At 49.5% G+C, this 26,774-nt stretch carries 27 protein-coding genes and 1 pseudogene; 19 read left to right on the plus strand and 9 right to left on the minus strand.

All coding sequences use genetic code 11. The features are described from left to right. Positions 1–96: 96 nt before the first annotated feature. Positions 97–2,184 (plus strand): formate hydrogenlyase transcriptional activator FlhA, encoded by a 2,088-nt coding sequence (gene flhA, locus DXU84_RS03970; protein ID WP_015689516.1) that lies wholly within the window; start codon positions 97–99, stop codon positions 2,182–2,184. A 5-nt stretch (positions 2,185–2,189) separates the two neighbouring features. On the opposite strand, the gene DXU84_RS03975 is transcribed toward flhA, so the two are convergent. From DXU84_RS03975 to DXU84_RS03985, 3 genes are read right to left on the minus strand one after another with little or no spacing between them, the layout of a single operon-like run. After that, positions 2,190–2,732 carry a DUF4865 family protein gene (locus DXU84_RS03975; RefSeq protein ID WP_015689517.1) on the minus strand — a complete coding sequence of 181 codons (543 nt, stop codon included), beginning with the start codon at positions 2,730–2,732 and terminating at the stop codon, positions 2,190–2,192. Continuing rightward, entirely contained in the window at positions 2,729–3,136 is a 408-nt protein-coding gene (locus DXU84_RS03980) for a tautomerase family protein (protein WP_015689518.1), read from the minus strand. Before DXU84_RS03980 ends, DXU84_RS03975 begins: the two co-directional genes overlap by 4 nt. A gap of 29 nt (positions 3,137–3,165) precedes the next feature. After that, positions 3,166–3,489: a carboxymuconolactone decarboxylase family protein gene (locus DXU84_RS03985; protein WP_013574496.1), complete on the minus strand. Its 324-nt coding sequence runs from the start codon at positions 3,487–3,489 to the stop codon at positions 3,166–3,168. Positions 3,490–3,594: 105 nt separating this feature from the next. Between DXU84_RS03985 and DXU84_RS03990 the strand changes: the two genes are divergently transcribed. Then, entirely contained in the window at positions 3,595–4,476 is an 882-nt protein-coding gene (locus DXU84_RS03990; RefSeq protein WP_153374882.1) for a LysR substrate-binding domain-containing protein, read from the plus strand. Between the two features lie 10 nt (positions 4,477–4,486). On the opposite strand, the gene DXU84_RS03995 is transcribed toward DXU84_RS03990, so the two are convergent. Further along, a complete protein-coding gene (locus tag DXU84_RS03995; RefSeq protein WP_013574498.1) occupies positions 4,487–4,687 on the minus strand; it encodes a DNA polymerase III subunit theta in 201 nt (66 codons plus the stop codon). 44 nt (positions 4,688–4,731) lie between these two features. Next, entirely contained in the window at positions 4,732–5,736 is a 1,005-nt protein-coding gene (locus DXU84_RS04000) for a hypothetical protein (RefSeq protein WP_153374884.1), read from the minus strand. A gap of 151 nt (positions 5,737–5,887) precedes the next feature. On the opposite strand from DXU84_RS04000, the gene yghX reads away from it, so the two are divergent. After that, positions 5,888–6,793 carry a YghX family hydrolase gene (gene yghX, locus DXU84_RS04005; protein WP_037036291.1) on the plus strand — a complete coding sequence of 302 codons (906 nt, stop codon included), beginning with the start codon at positions 5,888–5,890 and terminating at the stop codon, positions 6,791–6,793. Positions 6,794–6,847: 54 nt separating this feature from the next. On the opposite strand, the gene yghU is transcribed toward yghX, so the two are convergent. Together yghU and DXU84_RS04015 are read right to left on the minus strand one after the other, a co-directional pair. After that, the gene (gene yghU / locus DXU84_RS04010; protein WP_013574501.1) at positions 6,848–7,693 is read right to left on the minus strand and encodes a glutathione-dependent disulfide-bond oxidoreductase; all 846 of its coding nucleotides are present in this window, start codon (positions 7,691–7,693) and stop codon (positions 6,848–6,850) included. Positions 7,694–7,785: 92 nt separating this feature from the next. Then, complete coding sequence (locus DXU84_RS04015) at positions 7,786–8,847, minus strand: LacI family DNA-binding transcriptional regulator (protein WP_153374886.1); 1,062 nt, start codon at positions 8,845–8,847, stop codon at positions 7,786–7,788. Positions 8,848–9,131: 284 nt separating this feature from the next. Between DXU84_RS04015 and DXU84_RS04020 the strand changes: the two genes are divergently transcribed. From DXU84_RS04020 to DXU84_RS04035, 4 genes are read left to right on the plus strand one after another with little or no spacing between them, the layout of a single operon-like run. After that, the gene (locus DXU84_RS04020) at positions 9,132–10,307 is read left to right on the plus strand and encodes a Gfo/Idh/MocA family protein (RefSeq protein ID WP_013574503.1); all 1,176 of its coding nucleotides are present in this window, start codon (positions 9,132–9,134) and stop codon (positions 10,305–10,307) included. A gap of 2 nt (positions 10,308–10,309) precedes the next feature. Continuing rightward, positions 10,310–11,377 carry a Gfo/Idh/MocA family protein gene (locus tag DXU84_RS04025; protein ID WP_153374888.1) on the plus strand — a complete coding sequence of 356 codons (1,068 nt, stop codon included), beginning with the start codon at positions 10,310–10,312 and terminating at the stop codon, positions 11,375–11,377. A gap of 13 nt (positions 11,378–11,390) precedes the next feature. Continuing rightward, positions 11,391–12,413, plus strand: a complete 1,023-nt coding sequence (locus DXU84_RS04030) for a Gfo/Idh/MocA family protein (protein WP_131638960.1) — start codon at positions 11,391–11,393, stop codon at positions 12,411–12,413. A 41-nt stretch (positions 12,414–12,454) separates the two neighbouring features. After that, positions 12,455–13,993: an MFS transporter gene (locus DXU84_RS04035; protein WP_013574506.1), complete on the plus strand. Its 1,539-nt coding sequence runs from the start codon at positions 12,455–12,457 to the stop codon at positions 13,991–13,993. Between the two features lie 42 nt (positions 13,994–14,035). Here DXU84_RS04035 and DXU84_RS04040 read toward each other — a convergent pair whose 3' ends face one another. After that, on the minus strand, positions 14,036–14,563 hold the full coding sequence (locus DXU84_RS04040; protein ID WP_153374890.1) for a GNAT family N-acetyltransferase: 528 nt from the start codon (positions 14,561–14,563) through the stop codon (positions 14,036–14,038). 234 nt (positions 14,564–14,797) lie between these two features. On the opposite strand from DXU84_RS04040, the gene nlpA reads away from it, so the two are divergent. The 12 genes and pseudogenes from nlpA to kwaB all read left to right on the plus strand — a co-directional run bounded on the left by nlpA (position 14,798) and on the right by kwaB (position 25,452). Next, positions 14,798–15,616, plus strand: coding sequence for a lipoprotein NlpA (gene nlpA / locus DXU84_RS04045; protein ID WP_370461717.1), 819 nt, complete (start codon positions 14,798–14,800; stop codon positions 15,614–15,616). Positions 15,617–16,079: 463 nt separating this feature from the next. Beyond that, positions 16,080–16,298, plus strand: coding sequence for an AlpA family transcriptional regulator (locus DXU84_RS04050; protein ID WP_153374892.1), 219 nt, complete (start codon positions 16,080–16,082; stop codon positions 16,296–16,298). A gap of 5 nt (positions 16,299–16,303) precedes the next feature. Further along, on the plus strand, positions 16,304–17,158 hold the full coding sequence (locus DXU84_RS04055) for a hypothetical protein (RefSeq protein ID WP_153374894.1): 855 nt from the start codon (positions 16,304–16,306) through the stop codon (positions 17,156–17,158). An 18-nt stretch (positions 17,159–17,176) separates the two neighbouring features. Next, the gene (locus tag DXU84_RS04060) at positions 17,177–18,178 is read left to right on the plus strand and encodes a P2 family phage major capsid protein (RefSeq protein WP_153374896.1); all 1,002 of its coding nucleotides are present in this window, start codon (positions 17,177–17,179) and stop codon (positions 18,176–18,178) included. Positions 18,179–18,187: 9 nt separating this feature from the next. Continuing rightward, positions 18,188–18,709: a GPO family capsid scaffolding protein gene (locus DXU84_RS04065; RefSeq protein WP_153374898.1), complete on the plus strand. Its 522-nt coding sequence runs from the start codon at positions 18,188–18,190 to the stop codon at positions 18,707–18,709. An 82-nt stretch (positions 18,710–18,791) separates the two neighbouring features. Beyond that, positions 18,792–19,112 (plus strand): annotated as a pseudogene (locus DXU84_RS25370) (ash family protein); the annotation flags it as partial. A 53-nt stretch (positions 19,113–19,165) separates the two neighbouring features. Next, on the plus strand, positions 19,166–19,372 hold the full coding sequence (locus DXU84_RS25375) for a host cell division inhibitor Icd-like protein (protein WP_370461725.1): 207 nt from the start codon (positions 19,166–19,168) through the stop codon (positions 19,370–19,372). Between the two features lie 317 nt (positions 19,373–19,689). Then, entirely contained in the window at positions 19,690–20,016 is a 327-nt protein-coding gene (locus tag DXU84_RS04075) for a hypothetical protein (protein WP_228388938.1), read from the plus strand. Next, on the plus strand, positions 20,013–22,697 hold the full coding sequence (locus DXU84_RS04080) for a DUF927 domain-containing protein (RefSeq protein ID WP_153374902.1): 2,685 nt from the start codon (positions 20,013–20,015) through the stop codon (positions 22,695–22,697). The genes DXU84_RS04075 and DXU84_RS04080 overlap by 4 nt, the downstream gene beginning before the upstream one ends. Positions 22,698–22,995: 298 nt before the next feature. Beyond that, positions 22,996–23,322: an ogr/Delta-like zinc finger family protein gene (locus tag DXU84_RS04085; protein WP_153374904.1), complete on the plus strand. Its 327-nt coding sequence runs from the start codon at positions 22,996–22,998 to the stop codon at positions 23,320–23,322. 537 nt (positions 23,323–23,859) lie between these two features. Next, positions 23,860–24,462 carry an anti-phage protein KwaA gene (gene kwaA / locus DXU84_RS04090; protein WP_153374906.1) on the plus strand — a complete coding sequence of 201 codons (603 nt, stop codon included), beginning with the start codon at positions 23,860–23,862 and terminating at the stop codon, positions 24,460–24,462. A gap of 9 nt (positions 24,463–24,471) precedes the next feature. Next, complete coding sequence (gene kwaB / locus DXU84_RS04095) at positions 24,472–25,452, plus strand: anti-phage protein KwaB (protein ID WP_153374909.1); 981 nt, start codon at positions 24,472–24,474, stop codon at positions 25,450–25,452. 22 nt (positions 25,453–25,474) lie between these two features. Here kwaB and DXU84_RS04100 read toward each other — a convergent pair whose 3' ends face one another. Continuing rightward, complete coding sequence (locus DXU84_RS04100) at positions 25,475–26,641, minus strand: tyrosine-type recombinase/integrase (protein WP_153374911.1); 1,167 nt, start codon at positions 26,639–26,641, stop codon at positions 25,475–25,477. Between the last annotated feature and the right edge of the window lie 133 nt (positions 26,642–26,774).

The raw sequence follows: 26,774 nt of genomic DNA on the forward strand, positions 1-26,774 counted from the left end.
GGGAGCGCGCCGCCGCGAAGGCGTAAACTTTCTTAATCGTTTCTTCAAAAACGCTTTACATCAAAAGCCAGAGCCCACGGTATGCAGAGTGCAACAATGAGCACCACAAAACACAAAGGATTACTGGAACTGACGCGCACATTGCTGCTGCAACAGAACATGACATCGCTGCTGGAAACCCTGACGCAAGTGGTGCAGAGCGCCGGTATTGCGGAGGCTGTGACGCTGGTGTTGTTCGACAATAACAGCGAACGCGTCAGTTTTTATGGCATCGATCCGCATCATCAGCCGGTCAGTTATGAAGATGAAACGCTGCTGGCGACCGGGCCGGTACATGCCTTGCTGAGCAATCCTAAAACGCAGGTCTGGCGCAGTGAAGCGTTGCATCTGCGCTATCCGCAACTGGCGGCGCTGAACCTGTATCCGGCGTTTACCGATTATTGTCTGGTGCCTCTGCTGGCCTCTTCCGGCTTGCTGGGGGGCTGTGAGTTTACCCGTCAGCACGCGACCCCGTTCAGTGAGGAAGACAAGAACGGTCTTTATGAGCTTTGTACGCTGGCGGCCATTGCGGTCGAACAAATCCAGTTGCGCGAAAACGCCTCGCTCCAGCAATCCCTGCTGCGCCATGAACGTGACGATTTCCGCATTCTGGTGGATATCACCAACGCCGTCCTGTCCAAGCTGGATCTCGACGAACTGACCGGCGAAATCGCCAAGACTATTCACCATTTCTTTCACATTAATGCCATCAGCATTGTGTTGTGTGATGCCGATAAAGACAGCGAACAGGCCAGTGTTTACGCGACACATTATGTGCAAACGCACGTCGCGGAGCGTGAACAGTCGCGCATGACGCTGGAGGGTTCCCTGGAACAGCAGGTGATGAAAAATGGCGAAATGTTGCTGACTAACGTGCGGTCCGCCGAAGAACCGGATAACGATGAAAGCACGTTGTTCCAGCTGTTATGGCGGGATCAGACCAAAACCCTGTGCATTCTGCCGCTACGTTTTGGTCATAAAACGCTGGGGGTGTTGAAACTGGCACAGTGCCAGCCGGATAACTTTAATTCCGCTAATCTGCGCGTGTTGCAGCAGATCGCCGAACGCATTGCAATTGCCGTGGATAACGCACTGGCCTATCAGGAAATTAAAAGCCTGAAGGAAAAACTGCAACACGAAAACCTGTATCTCACCGAGCAGATAAACAGCAATAACCCGGATTTCAGCGACATTGTCGGCCGCAGTTCCAGCATGTCGGCGGTGCTGAAACAGGTTGAGATCGTGGCGAAAAGCGACTGTTCTGTGCTGATCCTCGGCGAAACCGGCACCGGTAAAGAGCTGATCGCCCGTGCGATCCATAATCTCGGCGATCGTCGTGATCAGCGCATGGTGAAAATGAACTGCGCGGCCATGCCTGCCGGATTAATGGAAAGCGATTTATTCGGACATGAAAAAGGCTCGTTTACCGGGGCTACCGCTCAGCGGATGGGGCGTTTTGAACTGGCTGATAAAGGCACCTTATTTCTCGATGAAGTGGGTGAAATTCCGATTGAACTGCAACCCAAGTTGCTGCGCATTTTGCAGGAGCAGGAGTTCGAGCGTGTCGGCGGCAATAAACTGATTTCGGTGGATGTGCGGATGATCGCTGCGACCAACCGCGACCTGTGCCAGATGGTTGCCGATAAAGAATTCCGCAGTGATTTGTATTACCGGCTGAATGTGTTCCCGATTGTCATCCCGCCGTTGCGTGAGCGACCTGAAGACATTCCGCAACTGGTGAAATTCCTGACCTATAAAATCGCCAAGCGCATGAAACGCACCATCGACAGTATTCCCGCCGAGACCTTGCGTTTATTAAGCCGGATGCCCTGGCCGGGCAATGTGCGTGAACTGGAAAATGTTATTGAACGCGCTGTGCTGCTGACCCGCGGAACGGTGCTGGATTTACAACTTCCTGAGCTGAATTATCCGTTGCCGGTGTCTCAGCCGGAGAGGGTGATGCCCGCGCCTGATACTGCGCCCGCCCCGCATTTGAATGAGGAAGACGAGCGCGAACGTATTCTTCAGGTACTTAAGGAGACCAACGGCGTGGTCGCCGGTCCGCGTGGTGCGGCACAACGTCTGGGATTAAAACGTACGACGTTGTTGTCGAGAATGAAAAAATTGGGGATTGCCGCGCATTAACCGGTTCAGACTGCTTTTACCGCACCGGACAATGAAATATGGCCGATGCGGTAATGCTGCCCGTCGCCTGCCAGCGGATTTCTCCCCGCCGTAAAATGGATTTTCTTCCAGTTTGTCGTATCCCAGGCGGTGACGTCGATAAGTCTGTCGCTCACCGTTTGCTCACTGAATGGCGCAAGGTCACTGAACGGTGCGATATCCGTTATCTCTCTTTTCGCATATACCGCCTCCGCAACGTTTCCGCTGACATGTGCCGTCAGCACCGGATAAACCCGGATCTGCGGCCAGCCGAAGGCGCCGGCGACGCCCTGAAAACCTGCACCTGAAATAAAACGGTTCATATCTGATGCGTCCTGCCACAGGTAAAATGGTGCGTAGATATTTTCTGCGCTGCCGGTTTGCAGACCGTTGCGGCGGGCATAGAGATAGGTTTTGAAAATAAGCCCTGCAAAACCGTCCGTCCGATATCCGTTATCCGCAATGCGCTTTTCAATAATGCCCATGTCGTAGTCCGCAGGCAGGGTAAAACTGTATTGCATGGCAATCATGACCGGGCTCCTTGCGCAATTCTGAACATTTCACCGTGACTGAATGACCAGTCTTCCGGCTGCGTAAAACTCACCACCACCATCACATCAGCCTGAGAAATTCCCAGTGTGAGGTGTAATTTTTCGGCCAGATGGTGGAACAGTTGCTGTTTCTGATAACCGTTACGCGGTTTGCCTGCGGTGATGTGAAACAGCAGAAAATCGTCTGAACGCCGGTCATTTTCACCGGCTAAATAGGTCGGGTTGATCACCCGCTGGTGGCGGCTGACCGGTTCGAATAACTGAAAACAATCATCTTTGGGCACGGAAAAGTGATCAACCAGCGCTTCCTGTAATATGGCTGAAATGGCATCCTGCCAGGCATCCGTGCGGTGGGCTGGTAAAGAAATTCGGCTAAAAGGCATCGGTTGTTCCTCCGGTTACGGGGCGCGGGTTACTGGTCATTGAGAGCGGCGAAGCGGCTCAGGGCGGATGCCGCTGCGGGCCAGCCGGCATAAAATGCCAGATGGGTGATCACTTCTGAAAGTTCGGCCTGTGAGACCCCGTTTTTTACCGCCAGGCTCAGATGAAAAGGCAGTTGTTCAACGCGATTGAGGGCAATCAGTGCGGCAACGGTGATCAGGCTGCGATCACGCGCAGACAATTCATTTCTTTTCCACAGATCGCCGAACAGCACCTGTTCCGTCAGTTCCGCAAATTTGGGCGTCAGACGCGCCATGGTATCCAGCGTCTGTGTTTGGGACGAGGTCGTGCTCATATCAGGCTCCTTTTTGTCGGTGTGAAAAGGAGCATAAGGCGTTATGATTATCCTGAATATCGAAAATAACAGCAGCATTAGTCCATAAAAACGGGATGATTAAGCATGGCGAAAAGACCGGTCACTTTTGATTCAGAAGCCTTGCGCAGTTTTGTTACCGGCATTGAGCTGGGGAGTTTTGTGCTGGCCGCCGACCGGCTGGGACGCTCCACATCTGCCGTCAGCGCGCAGCTGAAAAAGCTGGAGCAACAGGCGGGCACGGAGCTGGTACAGAAATCCGGACGACACCTGATCCTGACCGGACGCGGCGAAGTGATGCTGAGTTATGCGCGGCGGATCCTCAGCCTGAATGATGAGGCCAGCGCTGTGCTGCTCGCCAGTGCGCTGAGTGGCAGCCTGAATCTGGGCATGCAGGAGGATTTCGGCGAAACCCTGTTACCGGCCATTCTCGGCACATTCACCCGCGCACATCCGCAGGTGCAGGTTTCCGCCAGTATTACCCGTAATCAGCAATTGCTGGACGGGATCCGGCATAACGAGTTTGATCTGGCGGTGTGCTGGCAGGCTGATGAAACGCCACTTTTCCCGTCAAGCCGCTCGCTCGGACGGATTCCGCTGCGCTGGATTGGCCCTGAAAGTTTCGACCTGAAGCACTATCAGGAAACCGGCGAACCGGTGCCCCTGCTGGTGTTCGAAGCGCCGTGCCTGATGCGGAATGCCGCAACGACGGCGCTGGATAACGCCGGTATTGCGTGGCGGATAGCCTTCACCAGCCGCAGCCTGAGCGGGATTTGGGCGGCGATGTCGGCGGGACTGGGGGTGACTGTTCGTACGGATTTCGGTATGCCATCAACCGTACGGATTTTGCAGGAATTGCCCGCGCCGGGTGAGGTGGGGATCAGCCTTCATCAGAGCCTGACGCCACCGGGCGAGGCGGCCGTCAGCCTGAGAGAGTCGATTGTCGGCTTCTTTACGCAGCAGCACTGAGCCGCTGTGACTATTTTTTAGCCGGTTGCTGACGATAATGTTCCAGACGTTCGCGAAAATAAGCGCGCAGATGTTCCGGCTGCTCCATCTCCACTTCTTCTGCGTTGACCGGCAGATGGTTGCGCTCACGCACCACGACAGTCCCGGCTGCCAGCCCGGCGCTCACTTTATCCATTTCCTCTTTACTCAGTCCTGCGAGTGCTTTGTTCATGGTTTCTCCTTTTGATTGTTCTGTTACGTTGTCGGGCAAAGCCTCTATTCTACTGCGGTTCCGGCCAGTGTCTTTAACATGCCGTCAGCGAAATATGTCTCCAGCAATGCCGGGTCGGTTTTCTGATGTTCCGATGAAAGAAATTTGGCAATAGCATTGCGATCATCTTCTCCCCAAATAAAGATTTTATCGGGATGATAAAAAGCATGTTTTTTTATTGAGGCATTATTGGTGATCAGTTTCTTATTAAAAGCCATGGCTTCGAGAGCACGCAGCGTTAATCCGCATTGATCCGGCTTGTTGATCTCAAGAACGACAGAAGCTCGCTTCAGCTTTTCAATATTTTGCTGATAACTGATTTTCTGATTGATACAACAGTCCGGGTAATCCGGGGTTCCGTTGCAATCGCCCACCAGATAAAAGTCGGTCTGGCAGTGATTCTGGCGCAATACCGGTGTCAGGTCGTTAATGAGTTTTGCCCGATAATCATCAAACCCGCCGACATAAAAGCATGAGCAGGATGACGGCGTATTTGCCGGTTCCGATTGCCACGCAGCCATGTTATGGCGGGTGAACGGCAAAAACTGGTCAACATAAGAAAGTCCGTATTTCCGGCAATCTTCGGGATCAAAACTGTAAATAACATCAAAAACAGCGGTGACCCGGTCGAGATAATTTTCGTCATGGGAAAGTAATTTCAGCCGACGTCTTTTAGACGTAAGCGCGGCCACTGAGTCGCGCAATACCAATATTTTTTTGCATTTGGGCAGGGAAAGTAAATCCAGCATCAGAAATGCGCTGTAGCCGTTACAAATGATGATGTCGGTTTCACGCACGCGGCGGAACTTGATAGCAATCTGAAATTTCCGGTGCCAGTGTTTGAGCCGCTTTCCCGGCAGCAAAGAGTGGACAGATTTAAAGTGTTTTTTGACGTGATAAATCGTATGCACATTAAATTCTTTTTTCAGTGCAGAGGTCATCATCCGTTCGTACTCTGAGTTCCATTCGATGAAATGTATTTTCGGTGGTTGCGAAAGATAGTTTTTCATTGTTTCTCCCTTTATGACCAAAGTTTAGCATTTTCAGTGCATAAAAGTGTTGATGCGGCCTGGAAAGCCATCCCATCTCACAACGGGTTTACAAAATCGCCAAAAACAGGCCATTATTTATCCTTCCCCTGACCGGAACGGAGCCTGAAAAATGACCCGAATGACAGCGAAAGATTTCCCGCCTGAACTCCTCGAATATTTTGATTTTTACGTGCACGGCAAAATGACCAAACGTGAGTTTCTTGATCTCTCGGCGAAGTTTGTGGCAGGCGGATTGTCGCTGGCTGCACTGACAACGCTGATGACGCCGAACTATGCCTACGCCGAACAGGTGCAATTCACTGATCCGGATATTGTGGCGGAATACATTCAGTATCCGTCGCCGCAGGGACACGGCAGCGTGAAAGGCTATCTGGTGCGTCCGGCCAAAGTGACCGGTAAAGTGCCTGGTGTGGTGGTGGTGCATGAAAATCGCGGGCTGAATCCGTATATCGAAGATGTCGCGCGGCGGGTGGCGAAAGCCGGATTTGTCGCGCTGGCGCCGGACGGGCTGAGTTCGGTCGGCGGTTATCCGGGCAATGATGAGAAAGGGCGCGAACTGCAAAAACACGTTGATCCGGCCAAACTGATGAACGACTTTTTTGCGGCGGTAGAATTTCTGATGCACCACGAGACTGGCACCGGCAAAGTCGGCATCACCGGTTTCTGTTACGGCGGTGGCGTGGCGAATGCGGCGGCGGTGGCTTACCCTGAACTGGCGGCCGCCGTGCCGTTCTACGGGCGTCAGCCGAAAGCGGAAGATGTGCCGCGTATCAAAGCGCCGTTATTGCTGCATTATGCTGAACTGGATAAACCCATTACCGAAGGCTGGCCGGCGTATGAAGCGGCGCTGAAGGCCAATAACAAAGTTTATGAAGCGCATATTTATCCCGGCGTGAACCACGGTTTCCACAATGATTCGACGCCGCGTTATGACAAAGCGGCGGCGGATTTAGCGTGGGAAAGAACCATTGCCTGGTTTAAAAAGTACCTCGAACCGCAGACAGAAAGCGCATAAAAGAAAAGGGCGGGATCGCAAAATCCCGCCCTTTTTTTACGTTTCAGGCGCCCGTTATGATTTCAGGATGCCATCGAAATCCGAGGCATCATGGCGCTCTTCCAGTTGTTCATCACCCCAGGTGCGGTTCACAATGCGTCCGCGTTTCACCGCCGGACGGCCCGCCACTTCAGCCGCCCAGCGCTGGAAGTGCTTATAAGATTCGATGTCGAGGAATTTAGCCGATTCATACAGACCGCCCTGCGCCAGGCTGCCATACCAGGTGAAAATGGCGATATCAGCAATCGTGTATTCTTCCCCGGCAATAAAACGGTGTTCAGCAAGCTGACGGTCTAATACGTCGAGCTGGCGTTTGGCTTCCATCGTAAAGCGGTTAATGGCGTATTCGATTTTGACCGGCGCGTAATGGTAGAAGTGACCGAAACCGCCGCCAAGATACGGCGCGGAACCTTGCAGCCAGAACAACCAGTTCAGGGTTTCAGTGCGACCGGCGAGATCTTTTGGCAGGAATTGGCCAAATTTTTCCGCCAGATACAGCAGGATGTTGCCGGATTCAAACACGCGGATTGGCGGTGTGGTTGAGTTATCCAGCAGCGCCGGAATTTTTGAGTTCGGGTTAACGTCAACAAAGCCGCTGGAGAACTGATCGCCTTCATTGATGCGGATAATAAACGCATCGTATTCCGCACCGCTGATGCCCAGCGCCAGTAACTCTTCCAGCAGGATCGTCACTTTCTGGCCGTTCGGCGTGCCAAGGGAATAGAGCTGAAGCGGGTGCTTACCGACCGGCAGCGTTTTTTCGTGCGTCGGACCGGCTATCGGGCGGTTGATGTTCGAGAACTTGCTGACTTCATCTTTATTCCAGGTCCAGACTTCAGGGGGCTGATACTGTTCTGACATTGCATTCTCCGCATCTTTTTTTGAGGTTAAGACTCAAAAGTCTAGCAGGAGATAATCAATGGCGACGCTGAGAATGTGCCTTCGGGGCGCGGCTAACTGGCGGCAGGATACAACCCTTTGCGCTTCCATTTCACATCGGCCACTGACTGGCCGTTGTGAATTCTCCCCTGTAACAGCAAATTGAATTTCGCGCCGGTAGCGCGCATCAGGCGGCTTTGCAGAATATACACTGCCTCGGTGCCCAGCTCGCGGCACGGCAAATGCACGGCAGTGAAACTTTGTGCCGCTGATGTTTTCATGTCGTGCGCAAAATCGATACTCATCACCGAAATATCTTCCGGGACTTTAAAACCGTATTCGTTCAGGGCATCAATGGTGGCCTGTGCAATCTGATCGCCTCCGCATAAGATGGCTGATGGCATGGTTTCCCGTTTATGCCCCCGGAGATACTTCTCAATATTTTCTCTCGCCTGTTCCCCTCCGCTGCCATGATTGACCAGCAAATGCAGGGCTTCGTCGAATACCACATGGTGTTCAAGGCAGGCGCGTTTAAAGCCATCGAGGCGCTGCATCATGGTTTCACGACGCAGGTCGGTGAACAATAAAACGGGGCGGTGACCTCTGGTAAACAGATAGTTGGCAGCACTGTAACCGATGGAATAATGATCGGCAGAAACACAGTCCAGACGCATCTCGCTGTCCTTGGCGTTGATCATTACCACCGGTTTGTTAGATTCTGCTGCCAGCCGATACAGCATCACGTCATCAATACCGATAATGACAATGCCGTCGACATCCGGCTGATGAAGTGCATGCATAAAAACAGCGATATCCGGTTCATTGACCGCCAGCGCGCATTTACGTATGTGAATATCAAAACGCGCAACTTCCACCGTTATTTCCTGAATCACTTCATAATAATAACGATCTTCATGGGGAGAGAAGGCGGCGGGTGGCGCACAGAGCAACAGGCAATTCATTAACAAACGGCTGGCCGGAATGTCACGCAAAATACCCATTGTTCTGGCATGGGCAAATACTTTCTCTTTTGCCTGGAGACTGACATTGGCTTTCCCTGCCAGCACACGGGAAACGGTACTCGGAGAAAGCCCGGTTAACTCCGCTATTTGCCTGATTTTTAATTTTCCCGTCATTTTGTGATCAATGCCTCAAATGGAGATGGACTTATTGCCATGGTTAACTGGTTGTAATTCATGGGCTATTCAGCATGATAGCAAATTCCGCAAACGGCACTGCAATTCCTGTCACAAATAACAGTTGTTGGAAAAAAAAACCATTATTACTCTCCAGAATATAAACCTCAGAAACAAAAAATAAGGTATTTATCTGTGCTGAATCTATAAAGAATTCAACACGGTGACGCCCTTTATGCGGCTTAAATCCGCCAGCTGTTCGGTTAAATATAAGGAGTAAGAGAATGCTGAAAATAGCCATTATTGGTACGGGTAATATTTCACATAACCATATTCAGGGATATTTAGAGTTTGCTGATCGTTGCCAGATTGTTGCGCTGGTAGATATTTATCCTGAAAAAGCGGAAGAGAAAAAACGGCATTATGGCCTGACGAACGCCAGGGTCTATGCCAGCCATGAGGAAATCCTTAATGATGCAGATATCGACATTTTTGACGTCTGCACGCCGCCGTATGTCCACGCCGAAATCTCGATTAATGCGCTGAACGCAGGCAAACACGTGTTGTGTGAAAAGCCGATGGCGGCGTCGTTACAGGAATGCGACGCGATGATCAGCGCGGCGCAGGCGAGCGGGAAAACGCTGTCAATCATCGCGCAAAACCGTTTTACCGACGCGTTCTGGCGGCTGAAAAAAGTGCTCGATTCCGGTGAGACCGGCAAAGTGTGTCATGCACAGGTGGATTCTTTCTGGTGGCGCGGTCATTCCTATTACGATTTGTGGTGGCGCGGCACCTGGGAAAAAGAAGCGGGCGGTTGCACGCTCAATCACGCCGTTCACCATATTGACGCGATTCAGTGGATGCTCGGTTTTCCTTCTGAAGTGGTCTCGATGATTACCAACGCTGCGCATGATAATGCCGAAGTGGAAGATCTCTCGGCGGCCATTTTCAAATATGACTCCGGCGCACTGACCCAACTGACGGCTTCCGTGGTGCATCACGGCGAAGATCAGAAGATTGTTATTCAGGGCGAGAAAGCGCGAATTTCAGCCCCGTGGGACAAATACGCCAGCATTTCTGCGCCGAACGGTTTCCCGATTGATGCGCGTGACACGGATCGTGAAAACCAGCTTGAAGACATTTACCAGTCGATTCCCAAACTCACTTATACCCTGCACACCGGCCAGATCGACAATTTCCTGACCGCACTGGAAACCGGTACCGCGCCGCTGATTGACGGCATTCAGGGCAAGCGTTCACTGGAACTGATTGCCGCGATTTATAAATCCGCCATTACCCGCAGCATTGTGTCACTGCCGTTGTCGCCGGAAGATCCGTTTTATCAGACCGGCGGGCTGGTTTCGCTGGCACCGCACTTTTACGAAAAATCAGCATCGGTGGAAAACTTCGCCAATGAAGATGCGATCCCTCTCGGCAAAAATATGGATAAAGGAGCCTGAACATGAGCAATAAAGACGGTATGAATTATGCGCCGGTAGGGAAACCGCAACCTGTGGTAAAGCCCGGTGAATTCGTGTTTGCTGCTGCGGCCCTGGATCACGGGCATATCTACGGTATGTGTAACGGGTTGATCGAGGCGGGCGCCAGCCTGAAATGGGTTTACGATCCGGATCCGGTAAAAGTGGAGAAGTTTGTCGCCCAGTATCCGCAGGTTAAGGTCGCGGAGTCATTGCAGATACTCCTTGATGACCGTGAAGTGCAGATGATCGCGGGGGCGGGCATTCCGTCCGAACGCTGCGCGCTGGGGCTGAAAGTCATGGCAGCCGGGAAAGACTATTTCAGCGACAAAGCGCCGCTGACCACGCTGGAACAACTGGCGCAAGCGAAGGCCAAAGTGGCCGAGACCGGGCGCAAATATGCCGTGTATTACAGCGAACGCCTGCACGTAGAAAGTGCAGTCTTCGCGGGCCAGCTGGTGCATGAAGGGGCGATCGGACGCGTGATCCAGACGCTGGGTACCGGCCCGCATCGCGAGGGCGAAGGGCGTCCCGACTGGTTCTACGAGAGAGAGCGTTTTGGCGGCATCCTGTGTGATATCGGCAGCCATCAGATTGAACAATTTCTGTTTTATACCGGCAACAGTGACGCGCAGGTTGTGGCGGCTCAGGCTCTTAATTTCAATCACCCGCAGTATCCGCGTTTCGAAGACTTTGGCGACACGATGCTGAAAGGCAATAACGGCGCACGGGGTTATTTCCGCTGCGACTGGTTCACACCAGAAGGGCTGAGCACCTGGGGCGACGGCCGTCTGACGCTGCTCGGCACCGAAGGTTATATCGAGATCCGCAAATATGTTGATCTCACGCTCGGCGAGCAGGACGTGGTGTATCTGGTGAATCAACAAGGCGAGTTCCGTTACCCGGTTTCCGGCAACGTCGGCTTCCCGTTCTTTGGTCAGTTGATCCTCGATTGCCTGAACCGCACCGAGCACGCCATGACCCAGGAGCATGCGTTTAAAGCTGCCGAGCTGTGCATCCGGGCACAGATGCTGGCAAACGGAACCCACTAAACGGGAGCAGATGATGAAAACTCTCCAGGCTGCGGTGATCGGTTGCGGGTCTATCCATACCTGCCATGTGGCAGCGATCCGGCACGAACCGGATTGCCAGTTAAGGGCGATTGCGGAGTGCGATATTGGCAAAGGCCGGGCGCTGGCGCAGGAATATGGTTGTGATTTTTACACGGATTATCACGAAATGTTGTGCGATCCGCAGATTGACGTGGTGCATATCTGCCTGCCGCATCATCTGCACAAGGAGGCTATTCTCGCCGCGCTGGCGGCGGGAAAGCATGTTTTTACCGAGAAACCGGTGGCGCTGAATATCGGAGAAGTCAGCGCCATTAAACTCGCGGCGTCACAGGCTGCGGGGCTGACAGGCGTGTGTTACCAGAACCGTCTGAATCCTTCCAGTCAGAAAATTAAAACGCTGCTGGAAAGCGGGCAACTGGGCAACATGCTGAGCATCAAAGCTATTCTGACCTGGTCGCGCAGTGGTGCTTATTACAGCGAAAGCCTGTGGCGCGGGCGTTTTGCCACTGAAGGCGGCAGCCTGCTGATCAATCAGGCGATACATACGCTGGATTTAATGCAGTGGTTTGGCGGCGGTGTTCTCGCGCTGAAAGGCGTGGTGGAAAGAACCTTTCTCAGTGAACTGACTGAAAATGAAGACACAGCGATGGTCAGCCTGAAAATGGGCAACGGTGCGCATGGATTGTTTTACGCAACGAACTGCCACAGCACCGATTCACCGTTGCTGCTGGAAATTCATTGTGAAAAAGGACTGTTGCAGTTGTATCACAACGTGTTGTGGCTGATTGAAGGAGAAAATAAAACGCTGCTGATAAGTGATGACAGCCCGTCAGGAACAGCCAAAAGCTACTGGGGCGACAGTCATCGTCAGGCAGTCTCGAATTTCTATCATTCTGTACGTCATCCTGAAGAACAAAATTATATCTCTGTTTCACAAGCCGCAGTTTCCCTGAATATTGTCGGTGCGATTTACCGCTCCTCACAATCAGGGAAATGGATCACGCTGGCTGATTAAATCTCTATTAATAATAACCCTACATTCACAGGATAATAATAATGAAACCTACTGAACGCAGAGTAGGTTACGGCACGGCTATAGGCTATGGCGTAACTGATTTATTTGGCGGTGGTGCATTCGCCGTTATCGGTACCTGGCTTTTATTCTTCTATACCATGTATTGCGGATTAACCGTTTTAGAAGCGGGATCTATTTTTGCTATTGCCCGTGTCATTGATGCCGTATTAAGTCCGATCATGGGTTATATCACCGATCACTTCGGAAATACCTGGCTCGGAAAACGGTTTGGTCGCCGCCGGTTTTTCCTGCTGATCAGTTCGCCACTGATGTTCCTGTATGCGCTGGTCTGGGTAAAGGACATGGGCTACTGGTATTATCTTGGCACATATCTGTCGATTGAATTGCTTTCAGCGATGGTGCTGGTGCCGTGGGAAACGCTGGCCGCCGAGATGACCAACCGTTTCGGCGAACGTACCCGTCTCGCCGGTGTACGTATGATTTGCTCGCAGCTCGGCGGTTTCCTGGCCGTGTCTGTGCCGGGCGTCATCATGATGTTTACCGGTAAAGATAATCCGATGACGTATACCTATACCGGCATATTCTTCGCCACGGTATTTTGTATCGCGGTATTCACCACATGGCTGTGTACCTGGGAAGCCAAAGACGTGCGGGATCCGAATGAGCCGGAACCGGAAATGGAAACCGGCGGCAGTCTCTGGCATCATCTGAAGAGTCTGGTTTTAGATTTTATCTCATCCTTTAATATCCGCATGTTCCGCCAGCATATTATTATTTATATTGCTTCCTTCACCGCCATGGACGTATTCGGTGCCGTCTTTACCTACTATGTGGTTTATGGTCTGAATCAGGATGTGGGATCGGTTTCCGGATATTTAAGTGTGGCGGCCTTTGTTTCTGTGCCATCGACGATTGTTTATATGATGGTGATGGAACGAATGAATCTTTCGCCTTCTGCCGCGCTGCGAATCGCCTATGGTTGTATATTCTTCGTGCTGGCTGCTCTGTTTTATATTTATATCACCAACGCAACGGTGCCGTTAATTCTCTTTACTTCCATCTTCGTTATTTTAGGCTTTGGACGTTCAGGGCTTTATTATATTCCGTGGAATATTTACAGCTTTATCCCTGACGTCGATGAAATAGTCACCAAAAAACGTCGTGAAGGAATTTTTGCCGGTGTGATGGTGTTTACCCGTAAAAGTACCGTTGCGATTGCCATCATGGTGATTGGCCTGGTGCTGGAAGAAAGTGGATTTGTGAAAGGGCAGGGTGCTCAGCCGCTCAGCGCGTTACACGCGATCATCGGCCTGATGATCTTCGCCACAGGTGCGTTGCTGGCGATCAGCTTCTACATGACCTTCAAATTCAAGCTGACGCGGGACACACATAAAATCCTGATCAAGGAAACCGCCCGTCTGAAACTGGGTGGAGCGCAGGAAGACTGCGATGAGGTGTCACGTAAGGTGATTAAAGATCTGACCGGTTACGAATACAACGAAGTCTGGGGCGGCAGCGCGACACGTAAAACCGCGAGGGAAAAGTTAGCGATTGAGTAACCCGTAACCTGCGGGCCGCAACCGGCCCGCAGGTATTTTCTGTCAGTGATCCTGCGCGGGCAGGGTCTGGTTTCCGTCACCCAGCGCGAGCTGCATAAACACGGTGTCCAGCCAGCGGCCATGCTTAAATCCAACGCTATGCAGGGTGCCTTTCATCTGAAAACCGGCGGCGAGATGTAAGCCAATTGAGGCTTTATTTTCGCTGTCACCGACGTTACCGATCAACTGACGATAGCCGTGAGTTTCCGCCCAGTCTATCGCCCGTCGCAGCAACGCTTTACCCGCACCGCGTTTCTGAAAAGCAGGATCAATATAGATAGAATCCTCCAGCGTGTGGCGATACGCATAACGTTCGCGATAATGACCCAGATAGCAATATCCCTTCACTTCATCCTTATGCAAAACCACCAGCCAGAGCAAACCTGCCTCTTTAATCTTCTTCAGCCGGCCCGCCATCTCGCGTTCATCCGGGGGCTGTGTCTCGAACGAGGCGGTTCCATGGAGAACGTGCCAGGCATAAATTTTCTGTATCGCGGGAATATGCTGCTCTCCGGCTTCAATAATTTCCATTCTTGCAGGTTCTCATTGGTTATTTCTGATAAGCCTACTCTTTCCGAAAAGGGGCGGGGAGGGCAAACTTTTTATGACTGATATAAGGAAAAGATCTGGATGTCCGGACTTAAGTGGGGTCATCTATATGCTTTTTTCTTCTTAGCGATGCTTTATTGGTTTTTTAAACAGCGACCATCCTCCTGTTATAGTCATTTTCATTACGCATTAGCGGTTATTTTTTAAGGAAAAAAAGTGAAACTGACGTTATCTCATTTACGCACGGGTGTTGTGTTTTTGCTGGCAGGATTACTGCTGGCGGGTTGTGATCAAAAAAGTGGTGATGCAAAACATATCAAAGTCGGCGTGATTAATGGCGCAGAGCAGGATGTGGCGGAAGTGGCGAAAAAGGTCGCGAAGGATAAATACGGTCTGGACGTCGAACTGGTCGGTTTCAGCGGCTCATTATTACCGAATGACGCGACCGAACATGGCGATCTGGATGCGAATGTTTTCCAGCACCGTCCGTTCCTCGATCAGGATAACAAAGCCCACGGCTACCATCTGGTGGCGGTCGGCAACACCTTTGTGTTCCCGATGGCGGGCTACTCGAAAAAAATCAAAACCGTGGATCAACTGAAAGACGGCGCAACCGTGGCGATCCCTAACGATCCGACCAACTTAGGCCGCGCACTTTTGCTGCTGCAAAAAGAGAAACTGATCACTCTGAAAGAAGGCAAAGGCCTGCTGCCAACGGCGCTGGATATCACTGCAAACCCCCATCATCTGAATATTATGCAACTGGAAGGCGCGCAGTTACCGCGTGTGCTGGATGACCCGAAAGTCGATGTGGCGATCATCAGCACGACCTATATCCAGCAAACCGGATTATCACCGGTGCATGACAGCGTGTTTATCGAAGATAAAAATTCGCCGTACGTGAATATTCTGGTTTCGCGCCCGGACAATAAAGATGCGGAAAATGTGCAAGAGTTTCTGAAATCCTATCAGTCGCCAGAAGTGGCGAAAGCGGCAGAAAAAATCTTTAACGGCGGGGCAGTGCCGGGCTGGTGAGGGTGTTTGTGGGGAATATTATGAGCACTAAAAATGGTGTCCCCTACAGGAATGAGTTTAAGTAACCAAGGCTATGAATTTTAAGTAATTATATTTATAGCCATGAACTTATTATACATATTTTTATACACAAAATTCAGAGTGAATTTTTAACAGTAGCTGTTTTCCCTAAGAAAATTTATTTACATTTATTTACATTGGTTTTTTACCCACTAATCCCTACTCCTCCATTGTCATCGGCTATTAGTCAATATTGTTGAATATTGGCTAATATTACTGAATATTGCTGAGCACCACTTATTCCCCTTCTTCACCAATTATTACGGCTACCTAAAAATCACTTAAATTCAATCGCTAGTAAAAACCAACGTATTTACATTATAAATTTCTAATGGCAGTCTTAGCGCATCCGACAACATCTGAGAATGTCCAATATTAATTTATCTTCTAACTAGGGAGAGTCATGTCTATAAATACTGTAAACGAAATTCAATCTAACTCATTAAGATTAATAAGGCTCGCTTCTGTAATTAGCGCTACAGGCTTGCCAAGATCAACACTCTACAAAATGATGAAGTGTGAAAAATTCCCCAAGAACGTAATGATTGGAGAACGCTCTGTTGCGTGGGTTGAAAGTGAAATCGAAGATTGGATTAAAGAAAATATTAAAAGAAGGAGTTAGTTATAATGGGTAGTGAAGATTTAAATTTTTGTAAAGATAGCAATATTGATCAAGTGCTTAACTATAAATCTGTCACTTTCAGTGAAGGGCACTCTGATGGTGGTTATGCTATTCGAGCTATAGAGATTAAGCGCTTTAATGAAATAAAATCACTGCGTGAGGAATTTAAAAAATTGACAGGGTATGAGGTTCCTTATACTGAGTGTAATGCTTCAGAAATGAATCTATTAGTAGAGCGCGGGTTAAGTGTCATTAATGCAGCTAATAAAGCTTATAAAAATGCTTTGGCTGATGCAAAAAGTGTCGATGACGATATTGCCCAAGCCCATAAAGGTAAACGCAGCGGATTGGGTGGCTATGAAAGCTTACGAGCTTATTTGCAGGATCTCGAATACAGAAAAGACCGTATCGATGGGTACATTGCATCTGCCGACAAGCTATTAAATGAGCGTCGAGAGCTTTTAGGCATGTTACGCAAGCAGGCTGAGATACTATCTGCGAACAATGCGCCTGGTTTGATGCCGGTAATTCTTACGCGAATACCTATGGAATATCTTAAAGGATGTCCGATCAAAGAATCTTACTTTAATAAGTCAGATAGTCCAATTTTATATGCTTGGAAAGAGCTGGATATGCTGGAAACAGCATTGCGAAAAATTATTTCATTATGCACTGTATCTACAGACAAATATGAAATAGCTAATGGTGGAGAAAGTAAGGCTCGATATTATCGTGAATACTTCAGCAATCTAAATGCCGAGCTACGTCAAAGAATGACGGCCATTGATTATGTAAATAGTAAATGTCTGCATGATCAGCGCATGCATAGAAAAACACACATGATGAATTCATCAATTTGAAATAAGAAGGTATAAGACATGGCAGTACATTTAATTCCTGATATGGCGAAGAAGTTTCATCAAATTTTCACTCGAGGTGCAGAATATTTCAGTAATAATAAAGAAGGGGAATTTACCATATCGACTCCTTCCGAAAATTCTTTGCATATAGCGATGTTAGAATCAGGTTGGATGATGGGAAGTATTACTCTGCGTGATATTGATAGTTCTACCGGGCAAGCTATTGAGATTGGTGATAACTCGTTGCATTCAGGGCGTGCGTTATCAGGGCGTTTTAAAAAGAAACTAACTGTTAATGGCACGCCTTTTGAATTAGTTGAAACAGATTCCTGTGTTTCATTATCTTACGAACAATTGGGGCAGCTCGCTAACATCAATAGCTTTGATAAATTTGTAAGCCTTCTCTCTGATTTTTTTGGTCGTGCTGTTTCTTTAGATATGCTGCGGATTGGGTTTAACGGTGAATATGCCGGGCTGCCTACGAATCCCATTGAGAACCCTAAAGGGGAGGATATTAACATCGGCTGGCATGCTATCGCACGAGAGTTTAATAACGGTTCCCAGGTCATCACTGAAAAATTTAGCCTGGGCGAAGGGGGGGATTATCCGCATCTGGATGCTCTGGCTAATCAGCTTATCAAAGATAAAATCCCTGAAGCCTTCCGGGAAGATCCGCGCCTGGTTGTTTTGGTCGGTGCCGAACTGGCAGCTAAAGAACGTCTGCGCTTATTCAACGCCGCAGATCGCTCACTTTCCGATACTGCTGCGGCGCAGCTGCTGACCAGCTCTATTGCGGGGCGCTTTGCTTTTGTTCCACCATTCATGCCGGGTAAACGTCTAGCTATTACAACGCTTGAAAATTTTCATATCTACACGCAGAAAGGATCACGCCGTTTCCGCGCTGAGTTTGTGGACGATTCAACTGAGTATCAGCACGCCTATCTGCGCAATGAAGGCTATGCGCTGGGTAATGGATTTTTGTATGCGGCGGCGGATGAAAACGCCATCACGCTTCTGTAGGAGCCAAGCATGGAATATTCGCCAATCGCGACGGGCTGGGTATGTGTAGCAACAGAGGGAACTACCATTGATGGGCGTCAAATTGAGCGCTGTTGGATCGTCGATTTAGCCGAAACCTATAATCCTAAATTGTATACCGCGCTTATTTGGGAAGAGCACAATCGTGATTTAGATAACCTGGGCGAAGTTCTTGAAGCGCGTTGTGAAAACTCCGAGGGGTTGATGAAGCTTTATGTTCGCCTTCGTCCTACGTCTAAGCTTATGAGCTACAACGAGCGCGGGCAAAAGCTATTTTGCTCTATCGAAGTGGAAGATGATTTTCGAGACAGCGGGCGCTTTTATCTTGGTGGGCTTGCCGTCACTGACAGCCCTGCAAGTATTGGGACAGACCGCCTTAAGTTTAGCGTGAACAAACGTTATTTCGCCCGAAAAGGTTCAAAGACGCGCATTAGTAACCCTATCGCTTTTTCTTTGGCAGATAGCCTTTCTATGGCCGGTAAAGGCTGGGTTTCCGCCATCTCAGGCAATTAATTCATTTTTAAATATCCTGTCACCCGGTTGAATAAAACCGGGTTGGATAACTATTTCCCGGAGGTGGCAAATGGATATATTTATGCGTAATAATTTGTTTATTAATAATACCTACTGTATTTGCGATAGGCCTATTTTCAAAAAAAATAGATTGCCCACAGATAACATCTCAAGTTATAGTTTTCCTGCTGTCGCAAAATCGACAGCCGGGCGTAGGAACCCGAATAAGTTACAGGCGACATACGACGCGCCAAGCGTCTTTTTTTGTGTCGTAGCCTCAGTGCACCTGTTTTTTGCGGGCTTGATCCGCGTAGAATCTATGGTGGGCTGGGCGGGGCTGACTTCGGTCAGGCCGGTATCCTGTAACGCCGGTATTCCTACCCCCGTCCAGCTCACCACCAAAGAGTGTAGGAACTCCCGTGGTGAGATTTCATCTCAGTTACAGGAGGTTGCCGTATGGCTTATGCCCCTCAGTTTGTTTGCCCGCAATTCACTTACCTATTCCTGGCCGTTCGCCGCGCAGATCTTTGCGCCGTACCTTGCCGCCTCAAAATCACAGCATCTTCTGAACGGTATGCCCGGCGTGTTCTGGCCAAAGACTTTGTGCTGGCCTTTGCTGGCCGCCTGCCTTACACAACACAGGAGGCGCGTCATGACCAATAAAGCCCAAAACGTTTTTCCCTATGCCTTCTCAAATGAAGGTCATGACAAAATTCTTAGAGCACATCAGGCATCCGCCTGTCTGGCCGAGCTGTTGGCACTTGCCGCCAGTAACACGCAGTCGAGCATTTCTTTGCAAGGCATGGCCGCCCTTTTTGAGAGCCTGGCGGATCAGTTGGACGGGGCGATCGGATGCAGTGAAATGTTTCAGGGTGAAGACAACGTGGGGAAAAATGATGCTGAATAAAACGCGGTTAACCTCGGCTGAATTTCGTGCGGCCTTATTACGCCATTATATTTCTCAGGCGTTTATTTCCCTGATGGTCTCGAAACATGGCAACCCGGTATTTATTGCTGATGGTGAAAGCATCCCTCTCAGCCTGGATAAGGTCGCGGCCAATATTATTTATCACATTGAGCATCCCTTTATTCAAAAGCTGGGCGCAACTGAGGGCGGACGTTTAGCCGCGCAGGAATTGAATAAGATGCTCAAGCCGGGATTTATGAGCGAAGCCATGCAGCTTTCTTATTACGGCACGATGCGCCTAAGCCGGGTTTATCAGGACATTATTTACGGTGCGCCTGATGGTGAATTTCCCGCAGGCAGTTGCATCAAGGATGAACAGGACGGGGAGGCAACGCTATGAGTCACAAGCCGGTATCAGAGGCGATCAGCGCCGCGAAAGGCCGCTGGTCACATATACTTCCCGCGCTGGGTATCACCGTTCCGGCCAACGGCCAGCACGGAGCCTGTCCAAAATGCGGCGGGAAGGATCGCTTTCGCTTTGATGATAAGGGCGGGCGCGGCACCTGGATTTGTTCGCAGTGTGAACACGGCGACGGGCTGGACTTAGTGCGCCTGGTCAGCGGGACGACTGCGGCGGAAGCCGCCAAAGAAGTGGCGGCGGCGTTGGCGATGGCCTCAGCGTCATTATCGACAAACACGCCCGCCAGGAAAGAAGCCTCCCCGGAGCAAAAGCGGGCGACGTGCCTGAAAGCGTATCGTGCGCTGCTGGGTCAGTGTATTCAGGGCGAAAGTGAATACCTGAAAGAGAAGGGGTTAGACAATAGCGAGGGAATGCTTACGCAGGTCATGAAGCCGTTCGGGGGCGTGGAGTTTATTCCCGGCTCTCTTTTGCTGCCCTTAACTGATGCGCAGGGTCAGCAAACCGGTGCGCAGCTTATTCACCCCAACGGGGATAAACGTCTCTTACCCCATTCCGTACTGGCAGGCTCATTCATTAGCGTGGTTGAACCGGGCGATATCGCTCCGGAGCAGGTGACGATCACCGAAGGGTTTGCGACGGCGCTCACCGTGTCCAGGCTGACGGACGGAGTTTGCGTGGCGGCCGTCTCCGCAAACAACCTGCTTAACGTGGCGCAGGCAGTGCGTGAAAAGTGGCCGGAGGCGCGGATCATCATTGCCGGGGATAACGACTTTGACGACGGCAAGGAAAACACCGGCAAGCTATACGCGCAGAAGGCGGCTAAGGCGGTAAACGGGTGGGTGACGGTGCCACCTACCCGGCATAAGGCCGACTGGGACGATTTCCGCCAGGAGCACGGCATGGATCGCGCTAAAGAGGCGTTCAAAGAAGAACTCGTGTTGTTTGGCAAAGGGAAAACCAAACTCCCCCAGGGGTTCCGCCTGACGCAGGAATACCTGTGGTACGACAAACAGGTGCAGAAGTCAGACGGTGACACGGAGATACGCAACATCAAGCTGTGCAGCCCGGTGCGCGTCACGGCCATTACCTGCGACGAAGACGGCAGCAACTATGGCCGCCTGCTGGAGTGGGAGGATACCAACGGGATCAGCCGAAAATGGGCAATGCCGATGGAAATGCTGGCCAGCGCCGGGGAAGAGCTGCGTCGCACGCTGCTGGTTAACGGGCTGTCGTACATCAATATTAATGGCCAGGCGCGTGCGCACCTGATGGAATACATCTCTCTGTGCAAGCCAGAGCGAAAAGTCACCTGCGTGACCAAAACCGGGTGGCACGGTTCGGTGTACGTTCTCCAGGATGAAGTGATCGGCGTCGGTTCGGAGTCCGTTATTTTGCAGACCTCAAGCGTTCAGGGGCGGGATTTCAGAACGGCGGGCACGCTGGAAGACTGGCGGGAGCAGGTTTCACGCTACTGCGTCGGCAACGGGCGGGTGGCTTTTGCCGTGAGCCTGGCGTTTGCCGCGCCACTGCTGAAACTGGTAGGCGTTGGCGGGGGCGGATATCACCTCAAGGGTGAATCTACCGACGGCAAAACCACCACCATGAAGGTGGCCGCGTCGGTGTGCGGCGGGGCTGACTTCTGGCATACCTGGCGTGCCACCGGCAATGCGCTGGAAGGCACCGCCAGCCGCCGTAATGACGCCACGCTGATGCTCGATGAAATTCGCGAAGTAGACGGCAGAGAGGCGGGGAACATTGCCTACATGCTGGCGAACGGCCAGGGGAAAGCGCGGGCGAGAACGGACGGCAGCGTGCGGGAAACTAACCGCTGGTGCCTGCTGTTCCTGTCCACCGGCGAGCTTTCCCTGGTGGAACACGCCGCCAACGTGGGGGAAAAGACCTACGCCGGGGTTGAGGTGCGGATGATCCAAATCCCCAGCGACACCGGCAAGCACGGCGTGTTTGAAGAGTTGCACGGTTTTGCAGGCGGTAAAGCGTTGGCTGAACACCTTGAGCAGTCCGTGATGCTGAGTCACGGTGCGCCGTTCAGGGAGTGGCTGCGCTGCTTAACGGCCGATCTTCCGGGTATGACCAGCAAGGCCAAGGCCATGCTGAAAGAGTTTACCCGCAGGCTGACGCCGGACAACGCCGGGAACCAGGTCGGACGCGCGGTGACGCGCTTTGCGCTGGTGGCGATGGCGGGCGAGTTGGCCACCGAGGCGGGGATCACCGGCTGGCAACCCGGAGAGGCCTACAACGCGGCCAAAAGCTGTCTGGATGCGTGGATGTATGACCGTGGCCACACGGCGAACCAGGAGGACGCCGCCGCGCTGGAGCAGGTCAGGGACTTCATGACGCGCAACCAGTACAGCCGCTTTGCCGACTGGCACGACTCACACAGCCGCCCGGCCAACATGGTGGGCTTTCGCCGCGTAGAGAAGGGCAGCGGTCAGGATGAAACGGTAACCACCTTCTACGTGCTGCCTACTGGCTGGAAGGAGGTCACCAAAGGCTTTGACGCCAAAAAGGTGGCCAGGCTGTGCGCGACGGCGGGCTATCTCGACGTGCCGGAAGAGGAAGCCAGAACCCAGAAAAGCCTCCGCCTGCCAGAGATGGGGGTTAAACGGGTCTATCAGCTAAACAGCACCGTCTTAGGGTAATACTCTCGTACGAGTCTTATTTATAACTGGTAACAGAGGTAACACTGGTTACAACCCCTAATAGCAAGGCCTCGGCCTGTTACCAGTAAAAAAGGGTCACTGGTAACACTGGTAACAAAGTGCAGAGCGTTACCAGTGGTTACCAGTCATAAACAGGACGAGGTAACAGAATATTTTCAAACAAAACAAGGGAGTAACCAGTGTTACCTCTGTTACCAGTCAAAAACGATAAAGCAAACATGAAACCCTGGCTTGAGGCTTCTTTCTGGCGGGCTGGGTTTAAGAAGGATAAAACAGGATGCGAGTATTCAAAGTGATATGCCCGGAGTGTGATGCTGCGGCCGTAATCAAAAAGACGCACCGCAAACATAAGCATTTTGCAGACCTCTACTGTTCCTGTTCGGATCCGGAATGTGGTCACACCTTTGTGATGAATATGACCTTCTCGCATACCCTAAGCCCAAGCGGCAGGACGTACAGCCGCATAGTAAAGGATATTGCGGACAACATTGCGCCCGCGCAGCGCGAAGAAATAGCGGCTTTTCTGACGAACTCGGCAAAAGAAGCGTGGGAAGACGAACGACGAAACAGTGAGACAAAAAGTACGGTAGTTCGCCGAAGTTAATCCGGTGAGCGAAATACTGAAACGCGGACTCACAGGTTTTTAGCCTTACATTTTTTTCAGTTTTGATTTTCATCCCTTGTGCTGCCAAGGCGCGTGGCGCAAGGGTTCTCACGACTTACCCCACCTAAAACTCCTTGTCTTTTTCTCTCCTCATTTTCGCGTAAAATAGAAAAATTCTTTGCAAACATAAGGTTAACCAGCATTCAACAAGATAGCCAAAACACTAAAACTGAAAAATACTGAAATTCATTTCAATCTTTTCAGTTTGAGATTTGCTAGAGAACCCCAGACGCGGCGCGGTCTGGCGTATCGGTTTGTAGAAAATGAAAACTGAAAAAATTATGCATTGCAAAAACCGCAGGCGGGTGCGGTGTAGTGCAATTTTTGTTATTTGAACCTTTATTTTTATGAACAAAATGATGTGTAAAGTGATCGTGCTCATACACTTAGATTGTTTCTAGAAAACTTGTATTTTACTATGCTGGATGTATTGTAAGAAAAGGGATTGTGATATCGAATCTAGTAAAGGAGGCTTAATTGGACGCTGATAATAAAAAACAGAGAGAGCAAACAAGAAGAAAAATAGATTTATATATATTATCTCTTGCTATTCTATTTGGTTTTTTTATATTTATTACATGTAAAGTCCCGATGTGTTTTTCATCAACTTGTGAATATATTGGCTCGTGGGAGCTATTAAAAACAAATATCGTTCCTGCTGTATGCATATTATTATTGTTGTATTGCCGCTTCGCTTATTCAAGATTCAAAAAAGACACAAGGAGGTCAGTTGAATTACCTTTTGAAATCATTAAGATAGAAAAAATAAATTACGAGCATTTAACATTTTTGGCAACCTACATAATACCTTTAATTACATTTGACTTTGAAAAGGAAAGGTATGTTTTTGTGTTGGGAGCATTATTGATTATCATGGGTATAATATATATAAAAACTGATCTTTTCTATGCTAATCCTTCACTGGCATTATTAGGCTTCAATATTTATAAGGTTGACGTTAAATTATCCGAAGATAAAGTAAAAGAGGGGGTGGTAATTATAACAAGGCGGAAATTACAGGAAAAACAGATGGTGAGTTATATCAAGCTTGATGATAGGGTTTATTATTCTGGTAATTAAGGGATTTTTATGACTGCACAGGTTTTAACTAAAGAACAGCTGGATGTGGATCTCCGGTATTACGTAGAAAATAAGGATTTAATTGCTGTAATTGTTTATGCAATAACTAAAGGAGATCCTACTCCCCTAAGGATGGACATCGAGGCTCCAGCTCAATCTGGACTTAAATCTCTTTTTTTAGATGTAATACAGAAAGATGTTATCGATAACGAAGAATTAACACTGTTGCCTCTTTCATCCGCTGATGAAAGAGGTAAAGTGCTTTATCACTATGATATCGAAATACCTGAAGAATTAAACTGTTTGAATCGAAGTTTAGGCCAACCAGATGAACAGGAATTTGATTTCAATGTTCATAAATTAGAAGATATAAGAGTTTTACTTATATGCATAGGTAATGTTGGGAGGCAGATAATTTTATATAAAACAATGGCTCCTGTAAATATTTTCTCACAGGATAGCTTCTTTCTTGTGAAGTCAGATACAAGGCTTAAGGAAATAAAAGAGGATTTCTTCAGAGTTAGTGGTAATTTTCAAATAATAAAAGTCAATGAAAACCTCTTTGTCGTTGATCTGAGATTAGTTGAGAAGATGTTCGGTTTTCATGAAGTAATAAAAAAGGAAGCGACTCAGGGGATGCAGGCTATCAGTGATATGAATATTGTAGCTAATATGAATGTTATAGAGGAGTTAATTGCTGATGTTAAATATGCTAGGAAGCTGACAAGAGTAGCCAAGGCTTCACCTGTAATTAAAGCCGGAATTGATAATTTGAGTATCATTCAGTTCTGTAAAACCTATCCAACTCTCAAAGATCGCATCCGTTTTAATGAAGATGAAACAATGATTTCTTTAGATACAAAGGTGTCTAAAGATTTATTCATAAAAGTTTTAATGGACGACTTTTTAACATCTCAGTTAACTAAGTTTTATTATGATAGTATTGCTAAAGACACTTTAGCCGCCGAAGAAGATGCTGTGGTTAACTAATTATATATTGTGGTGATACCATTCACCACAATATTTTATTTGAGTACCATTCAAGCATTTCTCTACGACCATCCAAGTACTGCGCATGATTATAAGTCCCTCGAATTGAGTTCTTATCAACATGCGCAAGCTGCATCTCAATCCAGGCACTATCAAAACCTTCCTCATGCAAGACAGTGCTCATGGTGTGCCTGAATCCATGCCCTGTGGCTTTGCCATGATATCCGATCAGTTTGAGCACCTTATTAATGCTTCCTTCACTCATCGGCTTGCTGGCATCATTGCGCCCAGGGAACACGAGCTGATAACGCCCTGTAAGCGTCTCTAATTGCCGTAGGATATCCACTGCGTGAGTGGATAATGGTACCAGGTGAGGGCGTTTCATTTTCATACGTTCCGCAGGGATCTCCCACATAGCATTTTCTAAATCAAATTCCTCCCATCTTGCTGCCCTTAACTCGATTGTTCGGGTGCCGGTTAGCATCAGCAGCTGCGTGGCCAATTTAGTGATGATGCTGCCTGAGTAGGAATCCAGAGCTTTTATAAAACCAGGGAGTTCATCCGCCATCAGGAAGGGGTAGTGGTTTCTTTTTGGTGTCTGTAAGGCGCTGGCCAGATCTGGAGCTGGGTTATATGCGGCGCGGCCAGTAATAACCGCGTAGCGGAATACCTCTCCACAGCGCTGGCGTACTTTACTGGCTAATTCGACCGCTCCCCGGCCTTCAATTTTCTGAAGTACAAGCAGTAACTCTAAAGGCTGGATCCCACCAATAGCCCTTTCACCCAGGAAAGGAAACACATTCAACTCAAGAAGGCGAATCACTGACTGAGCGTAATTCTCTGTCCAAGATGCTTTCTTAGCGGCATGCCATTCCAGAGCAATAGCTTTGAAGGTATTGCCAGCAGCGGACATCTGAGCAAGTTTACCGGTTTTGCGGGCTTCACTAGGATTAATACCTTTGGCCAGTTGGGATTTGGCTTCTTCACGTTTGGTACGCGCATCTGCTAAAGAAACTGCGGGATACACACCAAAAGAAATCATTTTTGGCTTACCTGCAAAGCGATATCTGAACCGCCAACCCTTCGCGCCTGAGGTTTCGACGAGCAAAGAAAGCCCATTCCCATCATTGAGGGTGAAGGGTTTTTCGGCTGGTTTGGCGCGTTTTATTTGGATATCACTGAGTGGCATGTGTATAGCTCTCTACATCGAACCTGAGTTATACGCAATTATATACACAATTGTGCGAGCTTTTACTGCATTTTATTAGATGTGCTGAGACGTGGTTTAAGATTATTTGTTTGAAATATATGTGTTTTTAGGC

This window comes from Rahnella sp. RcJ3 (genome assembly GCF_009498575.1).
Classification (GTDB): Bacteria; Pseudomonadota; Gammaproteobacteria; order Enterobacterales; family Enterobacteriaceae; genus Rahnella; species Rahnella aceris.

Coding starts and splice junctions, on each gene's coding strand:
- flhA (WP_015689516.1), top strand. CDS start 97: ATGAGCACCACAAAACACAAAGGATTACTGGAACTGACGCGCACATTG.
- DXU84_RS03975 (WP_015689517.1), bottom strand. CDS start 2,732: ATGATTGCCATGCAATACAGTTTTACCCTGCCTGCGGACTACGACATG.
- DXU84_RS03980 (WP_015689518.1), bottom strand. CDS start 3,136: ATGCCTTTTAGCCGAATTTCTTTACCAGCCCACCGCACGGATGCCTGG.
- DXU84_RS03985 (WP_013574496.1), bottom strand. CDS start 3,489: ATGAGCACGACCTCGTCCCAAACACAGACGCTGGATACCATGGCGCGT.
- DXU84_RS03990 (WP_153374882.1), top strand. CDS start 3,595: ATGGCGAAAAGACCGGTCACTTTTGATTCAGAAGCCTTGCGCAGTTTT.
- DXU84_RS03995 (WP_013574498.1), bottom strand. CDS start 4,687: ATGAACAAAGCACTCGCAGGACTGAGTAAAGAGGAAATGGATAAAGTG.
- DXU84_RS04000 (WP_153374884.1), bottom strand. CDS start 5,736: ATGAAAAACTATCTTTCGCAACCACCGAAAATACATTTCATCGAATGG.
- yghX (WP_037036291.1), top strand. CDS start 5,888: ATGACCCGAATGACAGCGAAAGATTTCCCGCCTGAACTCCTCGAATAT.
- yghU (WP_013574501.1), bottom strand. CDS start 7,693: ATGTCAGAACAGTATCAGCCCCCTGAAGTCTGGACCTGGAATAAAGAT.
- DXU84_RS04015 (WP_153374886.1), bottom strand. CDS start 8,847: ATGACGGGAAAATTAAAAATCAGGCAAATAGCGGAGTTAACCGGGCTT.
- DXU84_RS04020 (WP_013574503.1), top strand. CDS start 9,132: ATGCTGAAAATAGCCATTATTGGTACGGGTAATATTTCACATAACCAT.
- DXU84_RS04025 (WP_153374888.1), top strand. CDS start 10,310: ATGAGCAATAAAGACGGTATGAATTATGCGCCGGTAGGGAAACCGCAA.
- DXU84_RS04030 (WP_131638960.1), top strand. CDS start 11,391: ATGAAAACTCTCCAGGCTGCGGTGATCGGTTGCGGGTCTATCCATACC.
- DXU84_RS04035 (WP_013574506.1), top strand. CDS start 12,455: ATGAAACCTACTGAACGCAGAGTAGGTTACGGCACGGCTATAGGCTAT.
- DXU84_RS04040 (WP_153374890.1), bottom strand. CDS start 14,563: ATGGAAATTATTGAAGCCGGAGAGCAGCATATTCCCGCGATACAGAAA.
- DXU84_RS04050 (WP_153374892.1), top strand. CDS start 16,080: ATGTCTATAAATACTGTAAACGAAATTCAATCTAACTCATTAAGATTA.
- DXU84_RS04055 (WP_153374894.1), top strand. CDS start 16,304: ATGGGTAGTGAAGATTTAAATTTTTGTAAAGATAGCAATATTGATCAA.
- DXU84_RS04060 (WP_153374896.1), top strand. CDS start 17,177: ATGGCAGTACATTTAATTCCTGATATGGCGAAGAAGTTTCATCAAATT.
- DXU84_RS04065 (WP_153374898.1), top strand. CDS start 18,188: ATGGAATATTCGCCAATCGCGACGGGCTGGGTATGTGTAGCAACAGAG.
- DXU84_RS25375 (WP_370461725.1), top strand. CDS start 19,166: ATGGCTTATGCCCCTCAGTTTGTTTGCCCGCAATTCACTTACCTATTC.
- DXU84_RS04075 (WP_228388938.1), top strand. CDS start 19,690: ATGGTCTCGAAACATGGCAACCCGGTATTTATTGCTGATGGTGAAAGC.
- DXU84_RS04080 (WP_153374902.1), top strand. CDS start 20,013: ATGAGTCACAAGCCGGTATCAGAGGCGATCAGCGCCGCGAAAGGCCGC.
- DXU84_RS04085 (WP_153374904.1), top strand. CDS start 22,996: ATGCGAGTATTCAAAGTGATATGCCCGGAGTGTGATGCTGCGGCCGTA.
- kwaB (WP_153374909.1), top strand. CDS start 24,472: ATGACTGCACAGGTTTTAACTAAAGAACAGCTGGATGTGGATCTCCGG.
- DXU84_RS04100 (WP_153374911.1), bottom strand. CDS start 26,641: ATGCCACTCAGTGATATCCAAATAAAACGCGCCAAACCAGCCGAAAAA.